The organism is Variovorax sp. 350MFTsu5.1 (assembly GCF_048302515.1).
GTDB lineage: Bacteria > Pseudomonadota > Gammaproteobacteria > Burkholderiales > Burkholderiaceae_C > Variovorax > Variovorax guangxiensis.
On sequence record NZ_CP157620.1, the window covers coordinates 1,941,494 to 1,960,605 of the forward strand.

At 68.0% G+C, this 19,112-nt stretch carries 17 protein-coding genes; 16 read left to right on the forward strand and 1 reads right to left on the reverse strand.

The features are described from left to right. The first annotated feature begins 5 nt into the window (after positions 1-5). Complete coding sequence (locus ABL843_RS08545; protein ID WP_418120451.1) at positions 6-881, forward strand: quinone oxidoreductase family protein; 876 nt, start codon at positions 6-8, stop codon at positions 879-881. 18 nt (positions 882-899) lie between these two features. Here ABL843_RS08545 and ABL843_RS08550 read toward each other — a convergent pair whose 3' ends face one another. Continuing rightward, on the reverse strand, positions 900-1,376 hold the full coding sequence (locus ABL843_RS08550; RefSeq protein WP_126022757.1) for a MarR family winged helix-turn-helix transcriptional regulator: 477 nt from the start codon (positions 1,374-1,376) through the stop codon (positions 900-902). Between the two features lie 144 nt (positions 1,377-1,520). Between ABL843_RS08550 and ABL843_RS08555 the strand changes: the two genes are divergently transcribed. Genes ABL843_RS08555 through ABL843_RS08625 form a run of 15 tightly spaced genes read left to right on the forward strand, consistent with a single transcriptional unit; the run spans position 1,521 to position 19,081 of the window. Continuing rightward, positions 1,521-3,692: a thiamine pyrophosphate-dependent enzyme gene (locus ABL843_RS08555; RefSeq protein WP_418119573.1), complete on the forward strand. Its 2,172-nt coding sequence runs from the start codon at positions 1,521-1,523 to the stop codon at positions 3,690-3,692. 4 nt (positions 3,693-3,696) lie between these two features. Beyond that, the gene (locus tag ABL843_RS08560; protein WP_418119574.1) at positions 3,697-5,205 is read left to right on the forward strand and encodes an indolepyruvate oxidoreductase subunit beta family protein; all 1,509 of its coding nucleotides are present in this window, start codon (positions 3,697-3,699) and stop codon (positions 5,203-5,205) included. Positions 5,206-5,220: 15 nt separating this feature from the next. After that, positions 5,221-6,213 carry a PDR/VanB family oxidoreductase gene (locus ABL843_RS08565; protein WP_418119575.1) on the forward strand — a complete coding sequence of 331 codons (993 nt, stop codon included), beginning with the start codon at positions 5,221-5,223 and terminating at the stop codon, positions 6,211-6,213. A gap of 20 nt (positions 6,214-6,233) precedes the next feature. After that, positions 6,234-7,547 carry an aromatic ring-hydroxylating dioxygenase subunit alpha gene (locus ABL843_RS08570; RefSeq protein WP_184635659.1) on the forward strand — a complete coding sequence of 438 codons (1,314 nt, stop codon included), beginning with the start codon at positions 6,234-6,236 and terminating at the stop codon, positions 7,545-7,547. After that, positions 7,547-8,041 (forward strand): aromatic-ring-hydroxylating dioxygenase subunit beta, encoded by a 495-nt coding sequence (locus ABL843_RS08575; protein WP_184635661.1) that lies wholly within the window; start codon positions 7,547-7,549, stop codon positions 8,039-8,041. The genes ABL843_RS08570 and ABL843_RS08575 overlap by 1 nt, the downstream gene beginning before the upstream one ends. Positions 8,042-8,055: 14 nt before the next feature. After that, positions 8,056-9,681: an AMP-binding protein gene (locus tag ABL843_RS08580; protein WP_418119576.1), complete on the forward strand. Its 1,626-nt coding sequence runs from the start codon at positions 8,056-8,058 to the stop codon at positions 9,679-9,681. Next, positions 9,678-10,850 (forward strand): thiolase family protein, encoded by a 1,173-nt coding sequence (locus ABL843_RS08585; RefSeq protein ID WP_418119577.1) that lies wholly within the window; start codon positions 9,678-9,680, stop codon positions 10,848-10,850. The genes ABL843_RS08580 and ABL843_RS08585 overlap by 4 nt, the downstream gene beginning before the upstream one ends. Then, positions 10,847-12,100 (forward strand): SDR family NAD(P)-dependent oxidoreductase, encoded by a 1,254-nt coding sequence (locus ABL843_RS08590; protein WP_126022766.1) that lies wholly within the window; start codon positions 10,847-10,849, stop codon positions 12,098-12,100. Before ABL843_RS08585 ends, ABL843_RS08590 begins: the two co-directional genes overlap by 4 nt. Before the next feature lie 16 nt (positions 12,101-12,116). Then, the gene (locus ABL843_RS08595) at positions 12,117-12,929 is read left to right on the forward strand and encodes a cyclase family protein (protein ID WP_418119578.1); all 813 of its coding nucleotides are present in this window, start codon (positions 12,117-12,119) and stop codon (positions 12,927-12,929) included. Next, positions 12,926-13,660 carry an SDR family NAD(P)-dependent oxidoreductase gene (locus tag ABL843_RS08600; protein WP_418119579.1) on the forward strand — a complete coding sequence of 245 codons (735 nt, stop codon included), beginning with the start codon at positions 12,926-12,928 and terminating at the stop codon, positions 13,658-13,660. Before ABL843_RS08595 ends, ABL843_RS08600 begins: the two co-directional genes overlap by 4 nt. A gap of 58 nt (positions 13,661-13,718) precedes the next feature. After that, positions 13,719-14,885, forward strand: a complete 1,167-nt coding sequence (locus ABL843_RS08605) for an ABC transporter substrate-binding protein (RefSeq protein WP_418119580.1) — start codon at positions 13,719-13,721, stop codon at positions 14,883-14,885. 22 nt (positions 14,886-14,907) lie between these two features. Further along, positions 14,908-16,050, forward strand: a complete 1,143-nt coding sequence (locus ABL843_RS08610) for an ABC transporter substrate-binding protein (protein WP_184635676.1) — start codon at positions 14,908-14,910, stop codon at positions 16,048-16,050. Between the two features lie 28 nt (positions 16,051-16,078). After that, positions 16,079-17,404 (forward strand): aromatic ring-hydroxylating dioxygenase subunit alpha, encoded by a 1,326-nt coding sequence (locus tag ABL843_RS08615; protein ID WP_418119581.1) that lies wholly within the window; start codon positions 16,079-16,081, stop codon positions 17,402-17,404. Next, the gene (locus ABL843_RS08620) at positions 17,401-17,865 is read left to right on the forward strand and encodes an aromatic-ring-hydroxylating dioxygenase subunit beta (protein ID WP_418119582.1); all 465 of its coding nucleotides are present in this window, start codon (positions 17,401-17,403) and stop codon (positions 17,863-17,865) included. Before ABL843_RS08615 ends, ABL843_RS08620 begins: the two co-directional genes overlap by 4 nt. 52 nt (positions 17,866-17,917) lie before the next feature. After that, positions 17,918-19,081, forward strand: a complete 1,164-nt coding sequence (locus ABL843_RS08625) for an ABC transporter substrate-binding protein (protein WP_418119583.1) — start codon at positions 17,918-17,920, stop codon at positions 19,079-19,081. The last annotated feature ends 31 nt before the right edge of the window (positions 19,082-19,112 follow it).

The window sequence follows — 19,112 nt, forward strand, 5'->3', positions numbered from 1 at the left end:
AAGCTGTGCGTATCCATGGATTTGATGCCGTGCCCGTGCTGGAAGAGGTCGCCGAGCCCACGGCACGGCCTGGGCGCACCATCGTGCGCATGGAGGCCGCGACCGTCGGGCACATCGACCGCACCGTGTGGCGCGGCAGCTTCCTCAAGCATCCGCCTTTGCCGTATACGCCGGGCGTGGAGGCCGCAGGCGTCGTCATCGCGAGCGGCCGCTACCAGGCAGGGCAGCGCGTCTGGCTGCGAGGAAGCGGCCTGGGCACGCTCTTCGACGGCACGTGGTGCGAGCAGATCGATGCGCCCGACGAGGCGCTGGGCCCGTTGCCCGACGACGTGCCGATGACTTTGGGCGCAGCCTTCTTCTCTCCGACGACGTCGGCGTGGGTGGCGCTGCATGAAGTCGCGAAGCTGAAGGCGGGCGAGCAGGTCCTGGTGACCGGGGCGAGCGGCGCCGTCGGCTCGCTCGTGATGCAGCTTGCGCGCGATGCCGGTTGTGCGGCTGTCGCGGTCGCTGCGGATGCGGAACCGCCTGCAGTGGCCAGCGCCGATCTGCTGATAGATACCGTCGGTGGCGGTGTGCTCGCGCGAACGCTGCCTGCAGTGCGCCCTGGCGGGCGGGCCGTTCTGGTCGGCTACACCGCGGGGCCCGTGCTCTCGCTCGACATCGCGCACTTTCTGCAGCGCGACGTGGCACTCTTGCCCCTCAACATGTTCAGGCGCGAAGCTCAAGGCCGCGCAGCGGCGCCCGAGTTGCTTGCCAGGCTCGCGGATGGCCGACTGAGCCTCGACGTGCGGCCGTTCGCGCTTGCGGATGCCGCTGCCGCACTCGACTGGATCGCGCAGCGCGGCCATCGCGGACGCGCCGTTCTCGTGCCCCGCCTCTGAGCGGCAGAGCCCCGGGGCTCAGTCTTCTTCCGGCTCGTCGCCTGGCGTGCGCACGTGCAGATCGATCATCTGCCGCAGCGTCTGCTTGAGCTCTTCCGCGCGCCGCAGTCCGAAGGGCTCGAGCACGCGCCGTTCGTGCTCGCGCGCCAGTTCCATCAGATGCTCGACCGCCTTGAGCCCCTTGCGCGTGATGCGCACCAGCGTGATGCGGCGATCACTCTCATGGGGCAGGCGTTCGACCTGTCCCCGTGCTTCCATGCGGTCCAGCAGCCGCGTCACTGTCGGCTGCTTGGTCACGGTCACCTGCGCGAGCTGGCCGATGCTGATCGGCTCGCTGCCCGCGAGCGAGGCCATCACGCGCCACTCAGACACGGAGAAGCCCTGCTGGCGCGCCACTTCGTGGAACTCCGAAGAGATCAACTGGCTGGCCTGCGCCAGCAGCGCAGGAAGGTAGTCATCGACGAAGCGATGCGATTCGACGGGTTGATCAGCCATGAAGGCACCTCACAGTCGCCACGGGCACGCTGCTTGCATGTCTAGGGTAATTCATGATTGTGGATACATTCATTTGTCAACATTATAGAAAGCACGGTGCAACCTCCTGGTCGCATCGTCCCACGACAGACAACAAGGACCCCGATGGCAGAGCGTTCGTTCGTTGAAGAAGTCAAGAAACTGCGGCTTTCTGGTGGGGAAGTCTTCAGGGGCGAGGGCATTCTGGCCGTCACCAAGGCCCTTCTGGAGTCGGGAGTTTCCTATGTGGCCGGCTACCAGGGGGCGCCCATCTCGCATCTGATGGACGTGCTGGCCGATGCGCAGGACATCCTCGCCGAGCAGGGCATCCGCTTCGAGAACAGCGCTAGCGAAGCCACCGCGGCCGCCACGCTCGCAGCCTCCGTCAACTACCCGCTGCGCGGCGCCGTCACCTTCAAGGCTACCGTGGGTACCAACGTGGCTTCCGACGCGCTGGCCAACCTGGCCTCGGGCGGCGTGACCGGCGGCGCGCTCATCATCGTGGGCGAGGACTACGGCGAAGGCTCCTCGATCATGCAGGAGCGCAGCCACGCCTTCGCGATGAAGTCGCAGATCTGGCTGCTCGACCCGCGGCCCAACCTGCCCAGCATCGTCGATGCGGTCAAGCAGGGCTTCGATCTCTCCGAGGCCAGCAACACGCCCGTGATGCTGCAGCTGCGCATCCGCGCCTGCCACGTGCATGGCCACTTCGTCGCGGGCGACAACAAGCGCGCGAAGTTCACGCTGAAGGATGCGCTCGAGAATCCGCAGCGCGACGTGGGCCGCATCGTGCTGCCGCCTGCGAGCTTCGTCCATGAACAAGAAAAGGTGAAGGACCGCTGGCCCGCCGCCGTGCGCTTCATCGAGGAGCGCCAGCTCAACGAGTTCTTCTCCGAAGACGCCGACGACATCGGCATCATCGTGCAGGGCGGCAGCTACAACACGCTGGTACGCGCGCTCGAACGCATGGGCCTTGCGGACGTCTACGGCAACACACAGGTGCCGCTGTACGTGATGAACGTGGCCTACCCCGTCATCGAGAGCGAGGTGATCCGCTTCTGCGAAGGCAAGCGCGCGGTGCTCGTGGTGGAAGAGGGGCAGCCCAACTTCGTCGAGCAGAACCTCGCGACCATCCTGCGCCAGGCCGGGTCCTCCACGGTGTTGCACGGCAAGGACATGCTGCCGGTGGCCGGCGAATACACGGCCGCCGAGCTGCTCAAGGGCGCGCGCAGCTTCTGCGAGCGCTACGAGCGCCTCGCGCCGTTGCCGGTGCCCGCGCCGGTGCGCAAGGTGATCCCGCTGACCGAGGTCGCTGCCGAGCCCGCGCGGGCCGTCGCGCCGCTCAGCGAAGTGGTTCATGCCCGTCCGCCGGGCTTCTGCACCGGCTGCCCCGAGCGTCCGATCTTCAGCGCGATGAAGCTGGTCGAGCGCGAGCTCGGCCCGCACCACGTGAGCGCCGACATCGGCTGCCACCTGTTCTCCATCCTGCCACCCTTCAACATCGGCAACACCACCATGGGCTACGGCCTGGGCGGCGCAGGTGCCGCTGCGCTCAATGCGCCTGCAGGCAAACGTGCGATCTCGATGATGGGCGACGGCGGCTTCTGGCACAACGGCCTGACCAGCGGCGTCGCCAACGCGGTCTTCAACAAGAGCGACAACCTCACCATCGTCGTCGACAACAACTACACCTCGGCCACCGGCGGGCAGGACATCCTCTCGTCGAAAGCCGTCAACAAGACGCGCAGCACCGGCCACGAGATCGAGAGCGCCGTGCGCGGCGTGGGGGTGAAGTGGGTGAAGACGATGCGCCGCACCTACGACATTGCCGGCATGCGCGACGCGCTCAAGGAGGCACTGACCACCAAAGAGAAGGGCCCCAAGGTCCTGATCGCCCAGTCGGAATGCATGCTCAACAAGCAGCGCCGCGAGAAGCCGCTGGTGCGCAAGGCCATCGCCGACGGCAAGCGCATGGTGCGCGAGAAGTTCGGCGTCGATTCCGACACCTGCACCGGGGACCACTCCTGCATCCGCCTTTCGGGCTGTCCGTCGCTGTCGATCAAGCCCAACCCCGATCCGCTTCGCACCGACCCGGTCGCGGCGGTGCTCGACAGCTGCGTGGGCTGCGGTGTGTGCGGCGAGGTCTCGCACGCCGCGGTGCTGTGCCCCTCTTTCTACAAGGCGCAGATCGTGAGCAACCCCAGCCGCTGGGACCAGCTACGCGAGCGCATGCGCGCAGCCGTCATCGGCTGGATGCAGCGCGGCGAGGCTCGCCGCCGTGAAGCCTATGCCTTCTGAAGCGATGACGAACACCAAGGCCCAGCCTATCAAGATCGCGATCCTCGCCATGGGCGGGGAGGGTGGCGGCGTGCTCGCGGACTGGATCGTCGACATGGGCGAGGCCAATGGCTACGTCGCCCAGACCACCTCCGTGCCCGGCGTGGCCCAGCGCACCGGCGCGACCATCTACTACGTCGAGCTGTACCCATCGTCGCAAGCAGAGAACGACGGCGGGACGCCGGTGCTCGCGCTGATGCCGCTGCCAGGCGACGTCGACGTGGTGCTCGCGTCCGAGCTGATGGAAGCCGGCCGTGCCGTGCAGCGCGGCCTGGTCACGCGCGAACGCACCACGCTGATCGCTTCCACGCACCGCGTGTTCTCCATCGCCGAGAAGAGCGCGATGGGCGACGGCCGCGTCGACAGCGGCCAGCTCCTCGCGCACACGGCCAACGCCGCCAAGCGCTTCATCCGCTTCGACATGGCCCAGGCCGCCGAGGCTTCGGGCAGCGTGATCAGTGCGGTGCTCTTCGGTGCGCTGGCAGGCTCGGGCGTGCTGCCCTTCAGCCGCGCGCAGTTCGAGGCGACCATCGAACGCGGCGGCGTGGGCGTGAAGCCCAGCCTCAAGGCCTTCGGTGCGGCGTTCGAGCGTGCACAGGGCGGCGACGATGGCGAGCCGGTGAAGGAAGCACCTATCGCCGCCCCAGCACCGCAGCCGCGCCACCCCGCCGTGCGCTCACTGGTCGAGCGCGTGCAGAACAGCTTCCCGGCCGAAGCGCAAGACCTGCTGCTCGAAGGCGTGCGCCGCCTCATCGACTACCAGGACCCGGCCTACGCCGGCCTCTACCTCGACCGCATGGCTTCCATCGCGGCCTTGCCCTCGGGCGATCGTCACCTGCTTCGCGAGACTGCGCGCCACCTCGCGCTGTGGATGTCCTACGAAGACACCGCCCGCGTCGCGGCTCTCAAGACTCGCGCCACCCGCTTCGAGCGCGTGCGCGGCGAAGCGCGCGTGCAGCCCGGCCAGGTACTCGCCATCAACGAGTACATGCACCCGCGTCTGCAGGAGATCTGCGAGACCCTGCCCGGCGGCGTCGGCCGCTGGCTGATGAACTCGACGCTGCCGAAGAAGATCGTCGAGCGCTTCACTCAGCACGGCCGCGTCATCCAGACCAGTTCGCTGCGCGGCTATCTCATGCTGCGCATGGTGGCTGCCTGCAAGCGCTGGCGTCTCTCCACCATGCGCTACGCCGAGGAGAACCGCCGCATCGAAGAATGGCTGCAGCGCATCGCCGCCACCGCGCGGCGCAATCCGGAGCTCGCCGTCGAACTGGCCCAGTGCCAGCGCCTCGTCAAGGGCTACAGCGACACGCACGAGCGCGGCATCCGCAACTACGACACCGTCATGCGTGCCTTCGAGCGCGCCGGCGACGCACTGGCGCCGGCCACGCTGCGCGAATTGCGCGACGCCGCATTGGCCGACGAGCATGGCCACAAGCTGCGGGCCGCACTGGTGCAGCACGCATTGGCCTGAGAAGAGACTCCGAAGATGACCGCACCCTCAGCCACCCTTTCATTGCGCGTCACCGAAGCGCGGCAACTGAACCCGCTGATCCGCATGCTGCGCCTGCGCGCCGACGACGGCCGTGCGCTGCCCGGCTTCGCGGCCGGCGCCCACATCCGCGCGCAGGTGTCGCTCGCCGATGGCAAGACCGACTGGCGTCACTACTCGCTCATCAACTTCGGCACGGCGCGCAACGCCACCAACGCACCGACCGAATACGTGATCGCGGTACGCAAGGAAGCCGAAGGCCGCGGCGGTTCGCGCTTCATGCACGAAGGGCTGAAAGAAGGCGACACCATCGCCATCGAGCCGCCGAAGAACGACTTCCCACTGCACACCGGCCCCGGCGGCACGGTGCTCGTGGCGGGCGGCATCGGCGTGACGCCGCTGGCCACCATGGCTGCGCGCCGCCGGGCCGAGGGCGCGGCGGTGCGCATGCACTACGCCGGCCGCAGCCGCGAGCTGATGGCCTTCCTGCCCGAGCTGCAGGCGCTGCTGGGCGACGACCTGCACGTGCACGCCGATGCCGAGGCTGGCACGCCGCTGGCCATCGACACGCTGCTCGACAGCGTGCCCGCCGGCGACCGCCTCTACGTCTGCGGCCCCAAGGTCATGCTCGACGCGGTGCTCGAACGCACGCAGGCGCGCGGCTGGGAGCACGACCGCGTGCACTTCGAGCTCTTCACCGAGCCCGTCGCGGAAGAGGGCGACCAGCCCTTCGAGGTGGAGCTGGCCCAGTCCGGGCAGCGCTTCACCGTGCCGGCGGACCAGAGCATCCTCGACTGCCTCATCGAGCACGGCTGCGACCCCATGTTCGACTGCAAGCGCGGCGAATGCGGCGTGTGCGCAGTGCCCGTGCTGGAAGGCGAGATCGACCATCGCGACTACGTGCTCACTGCCCGCGAGAAAGCGGAAGGCACCGTCATGCAGATCTGCATCTCGCGCGCCAAGGGTGCGCGCCTGGTGCTGGACATCTGAAGCAAGGAGACATGAACGCCATGACCTCGTACAGAGACAACCCCGACGCCATTCGCGCGCTGGTGCAGAACGACCGGGTGCACCGCGACCTGTACACCAGCCAGGAACTCTTCGAGCTGGAGCAGGAGCACTTCTTCGCCAACACCTGGAACTACGTCGGCCACGAGAGCCAGCTGCCCAAGCCTGGCGACTGGATCAGCAACGAGATCGCAGGCCGCCCGCTGATCGTGGTACGCCACTCCGACGGCAGCGTGCGCGTGATGATGAACCGCTGCGCCCACAAGGGCTCGCGCCTCGTCAACGGGCCCTGCGGCAACACCGGCAAGTTCTTCCGCTGCCCCTACCACGCCTGGACCTTCAAGACCGATGGCGCGCCCCTGGCGATTCCGCTGAAGACGGGCTACGAGAACACCCAGCTGCACGAGTGCGAATCGGGCAAGGGCCTGACCACCGTGAAACACGTGCGCAGCCACCGCGGCTTCATCTTCGTGAAGATCAACGATGCCGGCCCCGATTTCGACGAGTACTTCGGCGACTCGCTGAGCTCCATCGACAACATGGCCGACCGCTCGCCAGAGGGCGAGCTGGAGATAGCCGGCGGCTGCCTGCGCTTCATGCACCAGTGCAACTGGAAGATGTTCGTCGAGAACCTCAACGACACCATGCACCCGATGGTGGCGCACGAATCTTCGGCCGGCACCGCCAAGCGCATGTGGGCCGACAAGCCCGAGAGCGAGCCCAAGCCCATGGCGGTGGAGCAGTTCGTGCCCTTCATGTCCGACTACAAGTTCTTCGAGGACATGGGCATCCGCACCTACGACAACGGCCACAGCTTCACCGGCGTGCACTTCAGCATCCACAGCAAGTACAAGGCGATCCCCGAGTACGACAACGCGATGAAGGCCCGCTATGGCGAGGAGAAGACCGCGCAGATCCTCGGCATGGCGCGGCACAACACCGTCTACTACCCAAACCTCACGATCAAGGGCGCGATCCAGGCGATCCGCGTGGTCAAGCCGATTTCGGCCGACAAGACCCTCATCGAGAGCTGGACCTTCCGCCTCAAGGGCGCGCCGCCCGAGCTGCTGCAGCGCACGGCCATGTACAACCGCCTCATCAACTCGCCGTTCTCGGTGGTGGGCCACGACGACCTGCAGGCCTATCGCGGCATGCAGGCCGGCCTGCACGCGAGCGGCAACGAATGGGTCAGCCTCCACCGCGACTACGACCCGGCCGAGCTGAAGGGCGGCGAGATCACGACCGGCGGCACCAACGAGCTTCCGATGCGTAATCAATACCGCAGCTGGGTGCAACGCATGACGGAGACGATGTGATGGCCGGCACCGCGTCAGAAATCACCCGCCAGGACCTCATCGACTTCGTGGTGAACGAGGCGTACCTGCTCGACACCCGCCGCTACGAGGAGTGGAACGCGCTCTTCACCGACGATGCCTTCTACTGGGTGCCGCTGATTCCCGACCAGGAAGACGGCCTCAACCACACCTCGCATCTCTACGAGGACAAGCTGCTGCGCGAGTTGCGCATCGAGCGCCTGAAGAGCCCGCGTGCCTTCTCGCAGCAGCCGCCGAGCCGCTGCCACCACCTGCTGCAGGTGCCAGTGGTCGAGCAGTTCGACGCGGAAGCCAACCGCTACGTGGTGCGCACTTCGTTCCACTACACGGAGTCGCAGGGCGACGAGATCCAGTTCTACGTGGGCACCTTCTTCCACCACCTCACGGTGCAGGACGGCGCGCTGCGCATGACGCTCAAGCGCGTCAACCTTCTCAACTGCGACGCGGCCTTGCCGGCCGTGCAGCTCTTCATCTAGCCGGGACGCGAGTGATGCCCCACGCCACCGTCCACGACGTCTTCGCGGCCACCGCGGCCCGCACGCCGCAGGCTGAATTCCTTTTCACCGAATCGGTGACCGCCGCCGCCTACGGCATCGAGGCGGGCGCCATCCGCTGGGGTGAAGCCGCTGCGCAGATCGAACGCCTGCGTGCCGCTTATGCGCAAGCCGGCTACGGCCACGGCCATCGCGTCGGCCTGCTGCTGGAGAACCGGCCGGCTTTCATCTTCCACTGGCTCGCGCTGAACGCACTGGGCGTGAGCGTGGTGCCGATCAACTCGGAGATGCGCTCGGCCGAGCTGGTCTACCTGATCGGCCACAGCGAGATCGGGCTGGCCGTAACGCTGCCCGAACGCGCTGCCGACCTGCGCGCGGCGGCCGCACAGGCAGGCATCGCCTTCGAGACCATGGGCCCCGACGACGCGGTGCCGTCCGCGAAGACAGCTGCGCCGCGTGCTGGCGAGCCCGTGGGCATCGACACCGAATGCGGCCTGCTCTACACCTCGGGCACCACCGGGCGCCCCAAGGGCTGCATCCTGAGCAATGCCTATTTCCTGCGCGCAGGCGAGTGGTATGCGGCGCTAGACGGCGTGTGCAGCATCCGGCCCGACAAGGAGCGCGTGATCACGCCGCTGCCGCTCAACCACATGAACGCGATGGCCTTCTCCACCATGGTGGTGCTGGTCGCGGGCGGCTGCCTGGTGCAGCTCGACCGTTTCCATCCGAAGAGCTGGCTGGCGAGCGCGAAGGAAAGCGGCGCGACCATCGTCCACTACCTGGGCGTGATGCCCGCGATGCTGCTGTCGGCACCCGCATCGGCCGCCGACCGCGACCATGCCATCCGCTGGGGCTTCGGCGCCGGCGTGGACCGCAAGAACCACGCGCCCTTCGAGGAGCGCTTCGGCTTTCCGTTGGTGGAGGCCTGGGCCATGACGGAGACCGGCGCGGCCGCCTGCATCATGGCCAACCGCGAGCCGCGCCTGGTGGGCACCAGCTGCTTCGGCCGGCAGGAGAATTTCGTCGAGATCCGCCTCGTGGGCGACGACGGCAGTGAAGTCGGCGTCGATGCGCCGGGCGAACTGCTGGTGCGCTCGGCCGGCTCCGACCCGAGGCGCCATTTCTTCTCCGGCTACCTCAAGGACGAGGAGGCCACGCGCGAGGCCTGGGCCGACGGCTGGTTCCACACCGGCGACCTGGTGCGCCGCGATGCAGAGGGCAACTTCTTCTTCGTCGATCGCAAGAAGAACGTGATCCGCCGCAGCGGCGAGAACATCTCGGCCGTCGAGGTCGAGAGCGTGCTCAACCAGCATCCGGCGGTGAAGGCATCGGCCGTGGCCGCCACGCCCGACGAAGTGCGCGGAGACGAGGTGCTCGCCTGCATCGTGATGCGCGAAGGCGCCGATGCCTCGCAGCCCGAACAGACTGCGGCCAGTATCGTCCAGCACGCGCTGGCACAGCTCGCCTACTACAAGGCGCCGGGCTACGTGGCCTTCGTCGATGCGCTGCCGCTCACGCCCTCGCAGAAGATCCAGCGCGGGCAGCTGCGCGAGATGGCGCAGTCGCTTCCAGGCCAGGCCCATTGCATCGACACCCGCTCGATGAAGAAGAGGCAGGCATGACGGGCAAGCGGCTTTCCTACGAAGGCGTGGCGGTCGCGGTGCCCGTCACCGTGCCTTACGTGCGCTATTCCACGCGCACCGCGCATTGGTTCGTCGGCCAGGCGGTCGAGGCGCTGGTGAAGGCCAGCGGCGTGCCCAAGGAGCAGATCGACGGCCTGTGCCTCAGCAGCTTCTCGCTCGCGCCCGACACGGCGGTGGGCGTTACCCAGCATCTGGGCCTGTCGCCGCGCTGGCTCGACCACGTGCCCACCGGCGGTGCCTCGGGCGTGATGTGCCTGCGCCGTGCGGCGCGCGCCGTGCAGGCGGGCGATGCCGACATCGTGGCCTGCGTGGGTGCCGACACCAACCACGTCGATTCCTTCCGCCAGACGCTGGGCAGCTTCAGCAACTTCGCGCGCGATGCGAGCTACCCCTACGGCTCGGGCGGCCCCAACTCGATCTTCGCCTTCATCACCGCCAACTACATGCGCACCTACGGCGCGCGCCGCGAAGACTTCGGCCGCATCTGCGTCGACCAGCGCACCAACGCGCTGGGCAACCCGAACGCGATGTTCAAGAAGGCGCTGACGCTCGACGAGTACATGGCCGCGCGGCCGATCTCCGACCCGATCCACCTGTTCGACTGCGTGATGCCCTGCGCCGGCGCCGACGCCTTCCTCGTGATGAGCGAGGAGCGCGCGCGCGACCTGGGCCTGGCGCACGTGGTGATCCGTGGCGCCATCGAGCGCCACAACGCGTTCGCCGAAGACCCGGTGATGGTGCAGGGCGGCTGGCGCAAGGACCGCGACGACCTCTACGCGCAGGCCGGCGTCCGGCCCGCGGAGCTCGACTTCGTGCAGACCTACGACGACTACCCCGTCATCGTGATGATGCAGTTCGAGGACCTGGGTTTCTGCGAGAAGGGCGAGGGCCCGGCCTTCGTGCAGGCCAACACCATGACCTTCGACGGCAGCTTTCCGAACAACACCAGCGGCGGCCAGCTCTCGGCCGGACAGGCTGGTGCGGCGGGCGGCTTCCTCGGCATGGTCGAGGCGATTCGCCAGTTGACCGATCAGGCCGGAAAGCGCGCCGTGCCGAATGCCCAGCTGGGCCTTGTCGCCGGCTTCGGCATGGTGACCTACGACCGTTGCCTGTGCACAGGCGCGGTGATCCTGGGGAGACCCGCATGACGATGCCCCTGATGCGCCCCCCGCGCAAGAACCCGGTGCTGCGCACCCGGCAGATGAACCTGCCGCCCGGCGCGCGCGGCCGCGTGGCGCTGGGTCTCACCGCTGCGGCGGCCGAAGGCCGCTTCGAACTCCAGACCTGCGACGACTGCGGCACGGTGCAGTACCCGCCGCGCGAGGTCTGCCACAGATGCCTCTCCGCCGCGCTGCGCTGGCGGCAGCAAAGCGGCGAGGGCGAGCTGCTCGGCAGCACGACGCTGCATCACAGCAACGACCTGTTCTTCCGCGAGCGGCTGCCCTGGCGGCTGGGCCTGGTGCACCTGGATGCCGGCCCCACGCTCATGGTCCACCTGCATGGCGAAGTCGGCGACGCGCCGCAGAGGGTGCGCGTAGGCGCCCGGCTCGACCGCGCAGGCCAGGCCGTTCTCATTGGTTTTCCGAACGAAGGGAGTCCCCACATGGCCGACGACAAGATGCTGCGCGAGATGACCAGCGACCCCAAGTTCCGCAAGGTGCTGGTGACCGATGGCAAGACCGAGACCGGGCAGGCGATCGTGCGCGCGCTGGTCAAGGCCGGCGCCGACATCGTCTGGGTCGGCCACGCCGAGCCCTGGAAGAAGATGGGCGACGGCCTCGACGACATCTCGGCGCTGCCGCAGGTCACGCTGGTGCCGCTGGACCTGACCAACGGCCGGCAGGTGACGGAGCTCGCGGGCTCCATCGGCGGCAAGGTCGACATCGTCATCAACAACGCGGAGGTGCACCGCACCTTCGGCATCGGCGCTCGGCGCGGCACCGACGTGGCCAAGGCCGAGATGGACATCAACTACTTCGGCCTGCTGCGTCTGGCGCAGGAGTTCGGCCCCGCGCTGAAAGGCCGCTCGGCCGACGGCGTGACGGGCGCGACCGCGTGGGTCAACCTGCTGTCGATCTACGCGCTGAGCAACTTCCCGCCGCACGGCACCTTCAGCGCATCGAAGGCGGCGGCGCATTCGCTCGCGCAGTGCCTGCGCGCGGAGATGCGGCCGGCGGGCATCCGCGTGATCAACGTGTTCCCCGGCCCCATCGACGACGAATGGAACCAGCACACGCCGCCGCCCAAGCTCGCGCCCCCGGCGCTGGCCAACGCCATCGTGAAGGCGCTGCGTGATGGCGTGGAAGACGTGTACCCCGGCGACGTGGCGCAGGAGTGGCTGGAGCGCTGGCGCGACAACCCGAAAGTGCTCGAGCGCGAGTTGGCTGCAGGCGGTTGAGACAGGAGCCGAACGAATGACCACCACAACCGAACTGATGTCCGCAGCCGAGATCCTCGGCGGCCTGGTGACCGCCATGGCAAGCGGCCGTATCCGCGTGATCGACCTCACGCAGACGCTGACGCCCGAGTTCCCGCAGATCGCGCTGCCGCCCGAAATGGGCCAGTGCTGGCCCTTCCGCATCGAGGAGGTGTCGAAGTACGACGAGCGCGGCCCGGGCTGGTACTGGAACAACTTCTCCTGCGGCGAGCACACCGGCACGCACTTCGACGCGCCGATCCACTGGATCTCGGGACGCGACCTGCCGAACAACTCGGTGGACACCATTCCCGTGCAGCACTTCGTGTCGCCGGCCTGCGTGATCGATTGCTCGCCGCAGGTGAAGGACGACCCCGACTACCTGTTGACCCTGGAAGACATCGAGGCCTACGAGGCTGCGCATGGCCGCATCCCGAAAGGTGCGTGGGTGCTGATGCGCACCGACTGGTCCAAGCGCACCGACCCCGAGGCTTATCAGAACTTCGACGAGACCGGCCAGCACACGCCTGGACCGAGCACGGCGGCCGTGCGCTTCCTTGTCGAGCAGCGCGACGTGCTGGGCTTCGGCTCCGAAGCCATCGGCACCGACGCGGGGCAGGGCTATCACCTGCGCCCGCCGTACCCGTGCCATTACTACATGCACGGCGCGGGTCGCTATGGCCTGCAGTGCCTGAGCAACCTCGACCTGCTGCCGCCGTCCGGCGCGGTGCTGATCTGCCCGCCGCTGAAGATCGAGAAGGGCAGCGGCAGTCCGCTGCGCGTGCTGGCGCTGGTGGGAGCACCGGCATGAGCGGCACCGCACCCAAGGTCGCGGCGGTCACCGGCGGCAGCGCAGGCATCGGCAAGGCCATCTGCGAAGACCTGCTCGCGCAGGGCTACGAGGTGGTGTCGCTGGCTCGCCGCAAGGCGGAGATCGACCACCCGAAGGTGCACAGCATCGAAGTCGACCTGAGCGACCGCGCCGCCACCGGCGAGGCGGTGCGAGAACTGGTCGGGCGCTTCTCGCCGACCACCATCGTCCACAACGCGGGCGTGATCCGCGCCGCGCTGCTGCCAGAAGTGAAGCTCGACGACCTCGACGCGCTGGTCGATCTGCACCTGGGCTGTGCGATCCAGCTCGTGCAAGGTGCACTGCCCGCGATGCGCGCGCAGCGCTTCGGCCGCGTGGTGCTGCTGTCTTCGCGCGCCGCGCTGGGGCTGGCCACGCGCACCAGCTATTCGGCCACCAAGGCCGGCATGCTGGGCATGGCGCGCACCTGGGCGCTGGAACTCGCGGCCGACGGCATCACGGTGAACGTGGTGGCGCCGGGACCCATCCGCACCGACATGTTCTACGACGTGGTCGAGGCCGGCAGCGAGAAGGAGCGCGCACTCGCCGCCTCGGTGCCCGTCAAGCGCCTGGGCGAGTCGGCCGACGTGGCACGGGCCGTGCGTTTCTTCGCGGACGCCGACAACAGTTTCGTCACCGGCCAGGTGCTGTACGTGTGCGGCGGCACCAGCGTCGGCAGCCTGGCCCTCTGACCCGGATCCATCTTTTCGCGTTCTCGTCACCCAAAAAAACCACCTCTGGAGCACCGCCATGAAAGTACTGAACCGAATTCGCACATTCGCGGCCATCGCCGCGGGCCTCGGCGCGCTGAGCGCCGCGAGCGCGTGGGCCGCCGACCTCAAGGTCGGCTTCATCACGTCGCTGTCCGGCCCGGTGTCGTCGCTGGGCATTCCGTACGACAAGGGCATGAAGGCGGCTCAGGCCTACAAATCGGAAGTCGGCGGCCGCAAGGTGCAGGTGATCGCGCTGGACGACGCCTCCGATCCGTCCACGGCGGCGCGCAACGCGCGCAAGCTGATCGAGGAGGACAAGGTCGACGTCATCATCGGCACGGCCGGCGCGCCGGGTTCCCTGGCCATCGCCGGCGTGGCGCGCGAGACGAAGACGCCGCTGATATCCATCGCCAACGCCGACCTGCCGGGCGAGGAGGGCGCGTGGATGGTGACGCTGCCGCAGCCCGCTCCGCTGATGATGGGGGCGATGGTCGAGAAGATGAAGCAGGCGGGCGTGAAGACGGTGGCCTACATCGGCTACTCCGACGCGTGGGGCGACCTGGTGTACGACGCGCTCATGAAGTCGGCGCCCGCCGCCGGCATCAAGGTGGTGTCGAACGAGCGCTATGCGCGTGCCGATTCGTCGGTGGCCGGCCAGGTGCTGAAGATCGTGGCGCTGCGCCCCGACGCGGTGATCACCGGCGCATCCGGCACGCCCGGCGCGCTGCCCTACCTGGCGCTGCAGGAGCGCGGCTACAAGGGAAAGATCTACGGCATGCACTCGCTGATCAACCCCGACTTCATCCGCGTCGGCGGTGCGTCGGTGGAAGGGCTGCTGGCACCCACTGGCCCGGTGGTGGTGGCCGAGCAACTGCCCGACGCCAACCCGATGAAGAAGATCGCGATGGACTTCCGCGCCGCCTTCCAGAAGGCCAACGGCGCGCCGCCCACCGACACCTTCTCGGCCTACAGCTTCGATGCGTGGCTGATCTATCTCGACGCCGCGCAGCGTGCGCTGGCGAGCAAGGCCGAGCCCGGCACGCCGCAGTTCCGCCTCGCGCTGCGCGACGCCATCGTGAGCACCAAGGAGTTGGTGGGCACGCACAGCGTCTACAACTTCAAGCCGACCGACCGCTACGGCTCTGACGACCGCTCGCGCGTCGTCGTGAGACTCGACAAGGGCCAATGGAAGCTGGTTCCCTGAAACCCCCGACGTGAAATCGCCAATGAAAAAGATCGCCCGCATCCTCGCCACCACGGCCGTCGCGCTGGCCGCAGCGCAGGCCATGGCCGCCGACCTGAAGATCGGCTTCATCAGCTCGCTCTCGGGCCCCGTGGCCGCGCTGGGCGTGCCCTACGAGAAGGGCATCCGCGCCGCCATCGCCGAGCACCCCGAGATCGCCGGGCGCAAGGTGCAGCTCATCGTGCTCGACGATGCCTCCGACCCCACCACCGCAGGCCGCAACGCGCGCAAGCTGGTGACCGAGGACAAGGTCGACGTGCTGATCGGCACCTCGGGCGTGCCGGGCGCGATGGCCATCGCCTCGGTGGCGCGCGAGCTCAACACGCCGCTGATCTCGCCCACGCCGGTGACCATTCCGGGTCCCGAGGGCGCGTGGACGGTGACGGTGTCGCAGCCCTTCCCGCTGATGGTGGCGGGCGTGGTCGATCGCATGAAGAAGTCGGGCGTGAAGACGGTGGCCTTCATCGGCTTTTCCGACGCTTTGGGCGACCTGGCCTACGACTCGCTGATGAAGAGCGCCGATGCCGCCGGCATCAAGGTGGTGGCGAACGAGCGCTATGCGCGCAGCGATTCGTCGGTGGCCGGGCAGGTGCTGAAGATCGTCGCGGCGCGGCCCGACGCGGTGTTCGCGGGCAACTCGGGCACGCCCGGCGCGCTGCCCTACATCGCACTGGCCGAGCGCGGCTACAAGGGCAGGATCTACGGCACGCACGGCCTCATCAACGCCGACTTCGTGCGCGTGGGGGGCGCCTCCATCGAGGGCCTGCAGGTGCCCAGCGGCCCGGTGCTGGTGGCCGACCAGCTGCCCGACGCCAACCCGATCAAGAAGGTGTCGATGGGCTTTCGCAATGCCTACCAGAAGCTCAACGGCGCGGTGCCGACCGATGCCTTCTCGTCGTACACCTACGACGCGTATCTGCTGCTGGCCGACGCGGCCTCGCGCACCAAGGGCGAGCCGGGCACGCCGGCCTACCGCACGGCGCTGCGCGACGCCATCGTCGGCACCAAGGAGCTGGTGGGCACGCACGGCGTCTACACCTTCAAGCCCGACGACCGCTATGGCTCCGACCAGCGCGGCGTGGTCATCGTGCAGATGACCAAGGGCCAGTGGAAGCTGGTCCCCTAGCGCCCGTCCGGCCACCGAGCACATTGCCATGACCACCTACCGAAACCGCCCCGATCTCGTCGCGGCGCTGGTTCAGGACGACCGGGTGCACCGCGACCTGTACCTGAGCGACGAGCTTTTCGCGCTGGAGCAGGAGCACCTGTTCGCCGGCACCTGGGTCTTCCTGGGCCATGCGAGCCAGGTGCCGCAGGCCGGCGACTTCGTGACGCAGGAGATCGCGGGCCGGCCGTTGCTCATGGTGCGCCAGCCCGACGGCGATGTGCATGTGCTCTACAACCGCTGCGCCCACAAGGGCACGCAGCTGGTGACGGACGAATGCGGCAACACCGGCCGCTTCTTCCGCTGCCCGTACCACGCCTGGACCTACAAGCTTGACGGCGCGCCGCTCGGGCTGCCGCTGAAGAACGGCTACGAGGGCACGCAGCTCAAGGCCTGCGAGTCGGGGCAGGGGCTTTCGGTGGTGAAGAACGTGAAGGTGTATCGCGACTTCGTGTTCGTGCGCCTTTCCGACACCGGCCCTTCGTTCGACGAGTACTTCGGCGAGGTGCTGGGCGCCATCGACAACATGGTCGACCGCTCGCCCGAAGGCAAGCTGGCCGTTGGCGGTGGCGTGCTGCGCAACATCGTCCACTGCAACTGGAAGATGTACCTGGAGAACATCAACGACACGGTGCATCCGATGTCCACGCACGAATCTGCCACCAAGGCGGCCGAGGCGCTGTGGGAGGGCCACGCGCCAACGGATCCCAAGCCGATGGCGATGGAGCAGATCCTGCCTTTCGGCTCGGGCTACGAGTTCTTCGACAGGATGGGCGGGCGCGTGTTCGCCAACGGCCACAGCGTGCTGGGGGTGAACTTCAGCATCCATTCGAACTACGCGCAGCTGCCCGAGTACGAGGCCGCCATGCGCGCTGCGCACGGCGAGGAGCGCGCGGCCGAGATCCTGCAGCGCTCGCCGCAGAACTCCGTCTTCTTTCCGAGCCTGTCGGTCAAGGGCTCGCCGCTGGCCATCCGCGTGATCCGTCCGCTGGCGGCAAACCGCACGCTGATCGAGGCCTGGAGCTTCAGCGCGGCAGGCGCGCCTGCGCTGCTCTTCGAGCGCGCCATGAGCTACAACCGGCTGGTGTTCTCGCCGATGTCGGTGGTCGCGCACGACGACGTGCACCTGTTCGAGAGCATCCAGCAGGGCCTGCGCGCGGGCGGCAACGAATGGGTGAGCCTGCATCGCAACTTCGATCCGGCCGAGAAGCAGCAGGCCACGATCACCACCAACGGCACCAACGAGCTGCTGATGCGCAACCAGTTCCGCGCCTGGGCGAAGGCCATGGCGGCGGGCATGGAGGCCACGGCATGACGGACCCGCGCGATTTCGCCGCCCAGGAGGCGGCGCTGCTCGACGAGCGCCGCTTCGACGACTGGCTGGCCCTGTTCGCGGAAGACGGCCACTACTGGGTGCCGCTGCTCGGCGCGGCGCAGGCCGACCCCTTCTCGCACAACTCGCTGGCCTACGAAGACCGCCTGCTGCTGCAGCTTCGCGTGGAGCGGCTGAAGAACCCGCGCGCGCATTCGCAGCATCCCGCGAGCCACAGCCAGCATGTGCTGCAGCCCTCGCGACTCGAACGCGAGGAGGGCGATGAAGCCTGGCTGCGCACGCCGTTCCTCTACGTCGAGGCGCGCGGCGAGGGGCAGATATTGCTGGGCGGCACCGCCCGCCACCACCTCGTGCGCACTCCTGAGGGCTGGCGAATCCGCGGGAAGCGCGTCGACCTGCTCAACGCCCCGCGCGCGTTGCCCGCCATCCAGTTGTTCATCTGATCCATCCGAGTTACCCGTTGTCCATTCCAACCATCCTCACCGGAGCTACGACATGAAGAGCCTGATGCAGACATTGACGCGCGGCGCCCTTGCCGCCGCGCTGACCGCCTGTGGCGTTGCCAGCGCATTCGCGGCCGACCTCAAGGTCGGACTGAGCGTGTCGCTGTCGGGGCCGAACTCCTCGCTGGGCGTGCCCTACGCCAAGGGCATGCAGGCCGCGCTGACCTACAAGCCCGAAGTCAATGGCCGCAAGATCCAGCTGGTCGTGCTCGACGACGGCTCCGACCCGACCACGGCCGGGCGCAACGCGCGAAAGCTGATCGAGGAGGAGAAGGTGGACGTGCTCATGGGCACATCGGGCGTGCCCGCGGCAATAGCGATGGCCCAGGTCGGCAAGGAGGCGAAGACACCGATGATCGGCCTCACGCCGATCCTGCTCGACCCCAACGAGAACCCGTGGGTGATGACCGTGGCCCAGCCCACGCAGCTGATGATCGACGCGGTGGTCGAGCGCATGAAGCGCAACAACGTGAAGACCGTGGGCTACATCGGCTTCTCCGACGCCTGGGGCGACCTGGTGTACGAGGCGCTGATGAAGGCCGCGCCCGCCGCAGGCATCAAGGTGGTGAGCAACGAGCGCTACGCGCGCTCCGACGCCTCGGTGACCGGACAGGTGCTGAAGATCGTGGCGCTGCGCCCCGACGCGGTGATGACCGGCGGCGCCGGCACGCCGGGCGCGCTGCCTTTCCTGGCGCTGCAGGAGCGCGGCTTCAAGGGCGGCGTGTACGGCCAGCACGGCCTCATCAACCCCGATTTCGTGCGCGTGGTCGGCGCGGCCGGCCAGAACGCGCTGATGCCCACGGGCCCCGTGATCGTGGCCGAGCAGCTGCCGGCCGAGTACCCGACCAAGAAGATCGCCACCGACTTTCGCGCCGTCTTCCAGAAGGTCAACAACGCGCCGACCAGCGATGCCTTCTCGGCCTATTCCTTCGACGGCTGGCTGGTGTTCGCCGATGCGGCATCGCGCGCGATGAAGAAGGCGGAGCCGGGCACGCCCGAGTTCCGCGTGGCGCTTCGCGACGCCATCTTCAGCACCAAGGAGGTTGTGGGCACGCACGGCGTCTATACCTTCAAGCCCGGCAGCCTCTACGGCGTGGATGAGCGCGCCCGGGTGATCGTCAAGCTCGACAACGGCCAATGGAAGCTCGCACCTTGAACCTCTTGTTCCCGACTTTCCGGAGGACCGC

Coding starts and splice junctions, on each gene's coding strand:
- ABL843_RS08625 (WP_418119583.1), top strand. CDS start 17,918: ATGAAGAGCCTGATGCAGACATTGACGCGCGGCGCCCTTGCCGCCGCG.
- ABL843_RS08550 (WP_126022757.1), bottom strand. CDS start 1,376: ATGGCTGATCAACCCGTCGAATCGCATCGCTTCGTCGATGACTACCTT.
- ABL843_RS08585 (WP_418119577.1), top strand. CDS start 9,678: ATGACGGGCAAGCGGCTTTCCTACGAAGGCGTGGCGGTCGCGGTGCCC.
- ABL843_RS08575 (WP_184635661.1), top strand. CDS start 7,547: ATGGCCGGCACCGCGTCAGAAATCACCCGCCAGGACCTCATCGACTTC.
- ABL843_RS08595 (WP_418119578.1), top strand. CDS start 12,117: ATGACCACCACAACCGAACTGATGTCCGCAGCCGAGATCCTCGGCGGC.
- ABL843_RS08615 (WP_418119581.1), top strand. CDS start 16,079: ATGACCACCTACCGAAACCGCCCCGATCTCGTCGCGGCGCTGGTTCAG.
- ABL843_RS08580 (WP_418119576.1), top strand. CDS start 8,056: ATGCCCCACGCCACCGTCCACGACGTCTTCGCGGCCACCGCGGCCCGC.
- ABL843_RS08570 (WP_184635659.1), top strand. CDS start 6,234: ATGACCTCGTACAGAGACAACCCCGACGCCATTCGCGCGCTGGTGCAG.
- ABL843_RS08620 (WP_418119582.1), top strand. CDS start 17,401: ATGACGGACCCGCGCGATTTCGCCGCCCAGGAGGCGGCGCTGCTCGAC.
- ABL843_RS08605 (WP_418119580.1), top strand. CDS start 13,719: ATGAAAGTACTGAACCGAATTCGCACATTCGCGGCCATCGCCGCGGGC.
- ABL843_RS08565 (WP_418119575.1), top strand. CDS start 5,221: ATGACCGCACCCTCAGCCACCCTTTCATTGCGCGTCACCGAAGCGCGG.
- ABL843_RS08590 (WP_126022766.1), top strand. CDS start 10,847: ATGACGATGCCCCTGATGCGCCCCCCGCGCAAGAACCCGGTGCTGCGC.
- ABL843_RS08600 (WP_418119579.1), top strand. CDS start 12,926: ATGAGCGGCACCGCACCCAAGGTCGCGGCGGTCACCGGCGGCAGCGCA.
- ABL843_RS08555 (WP_418119573.1), top strand. CDS start 1,521: ATGGCAGAGCGTTCGTTCGTTGAAGAAGTCAAGAAACTGCGGCTTTCT.
- ABL843_RS08610 (WP_184635676.1), top strand. CDS start 14,908: ATGAAAAAGATCGCCCGCATCCTCGCCACCACGGCCGTCGCGCTGGCC.
- ABL843_RS08560 (WP_418119574.1), top strand. CDS start 3,697: ATGACGAACACCAAGGCCCAGCCTATCAAGATCGCGATCCTCGCCATG.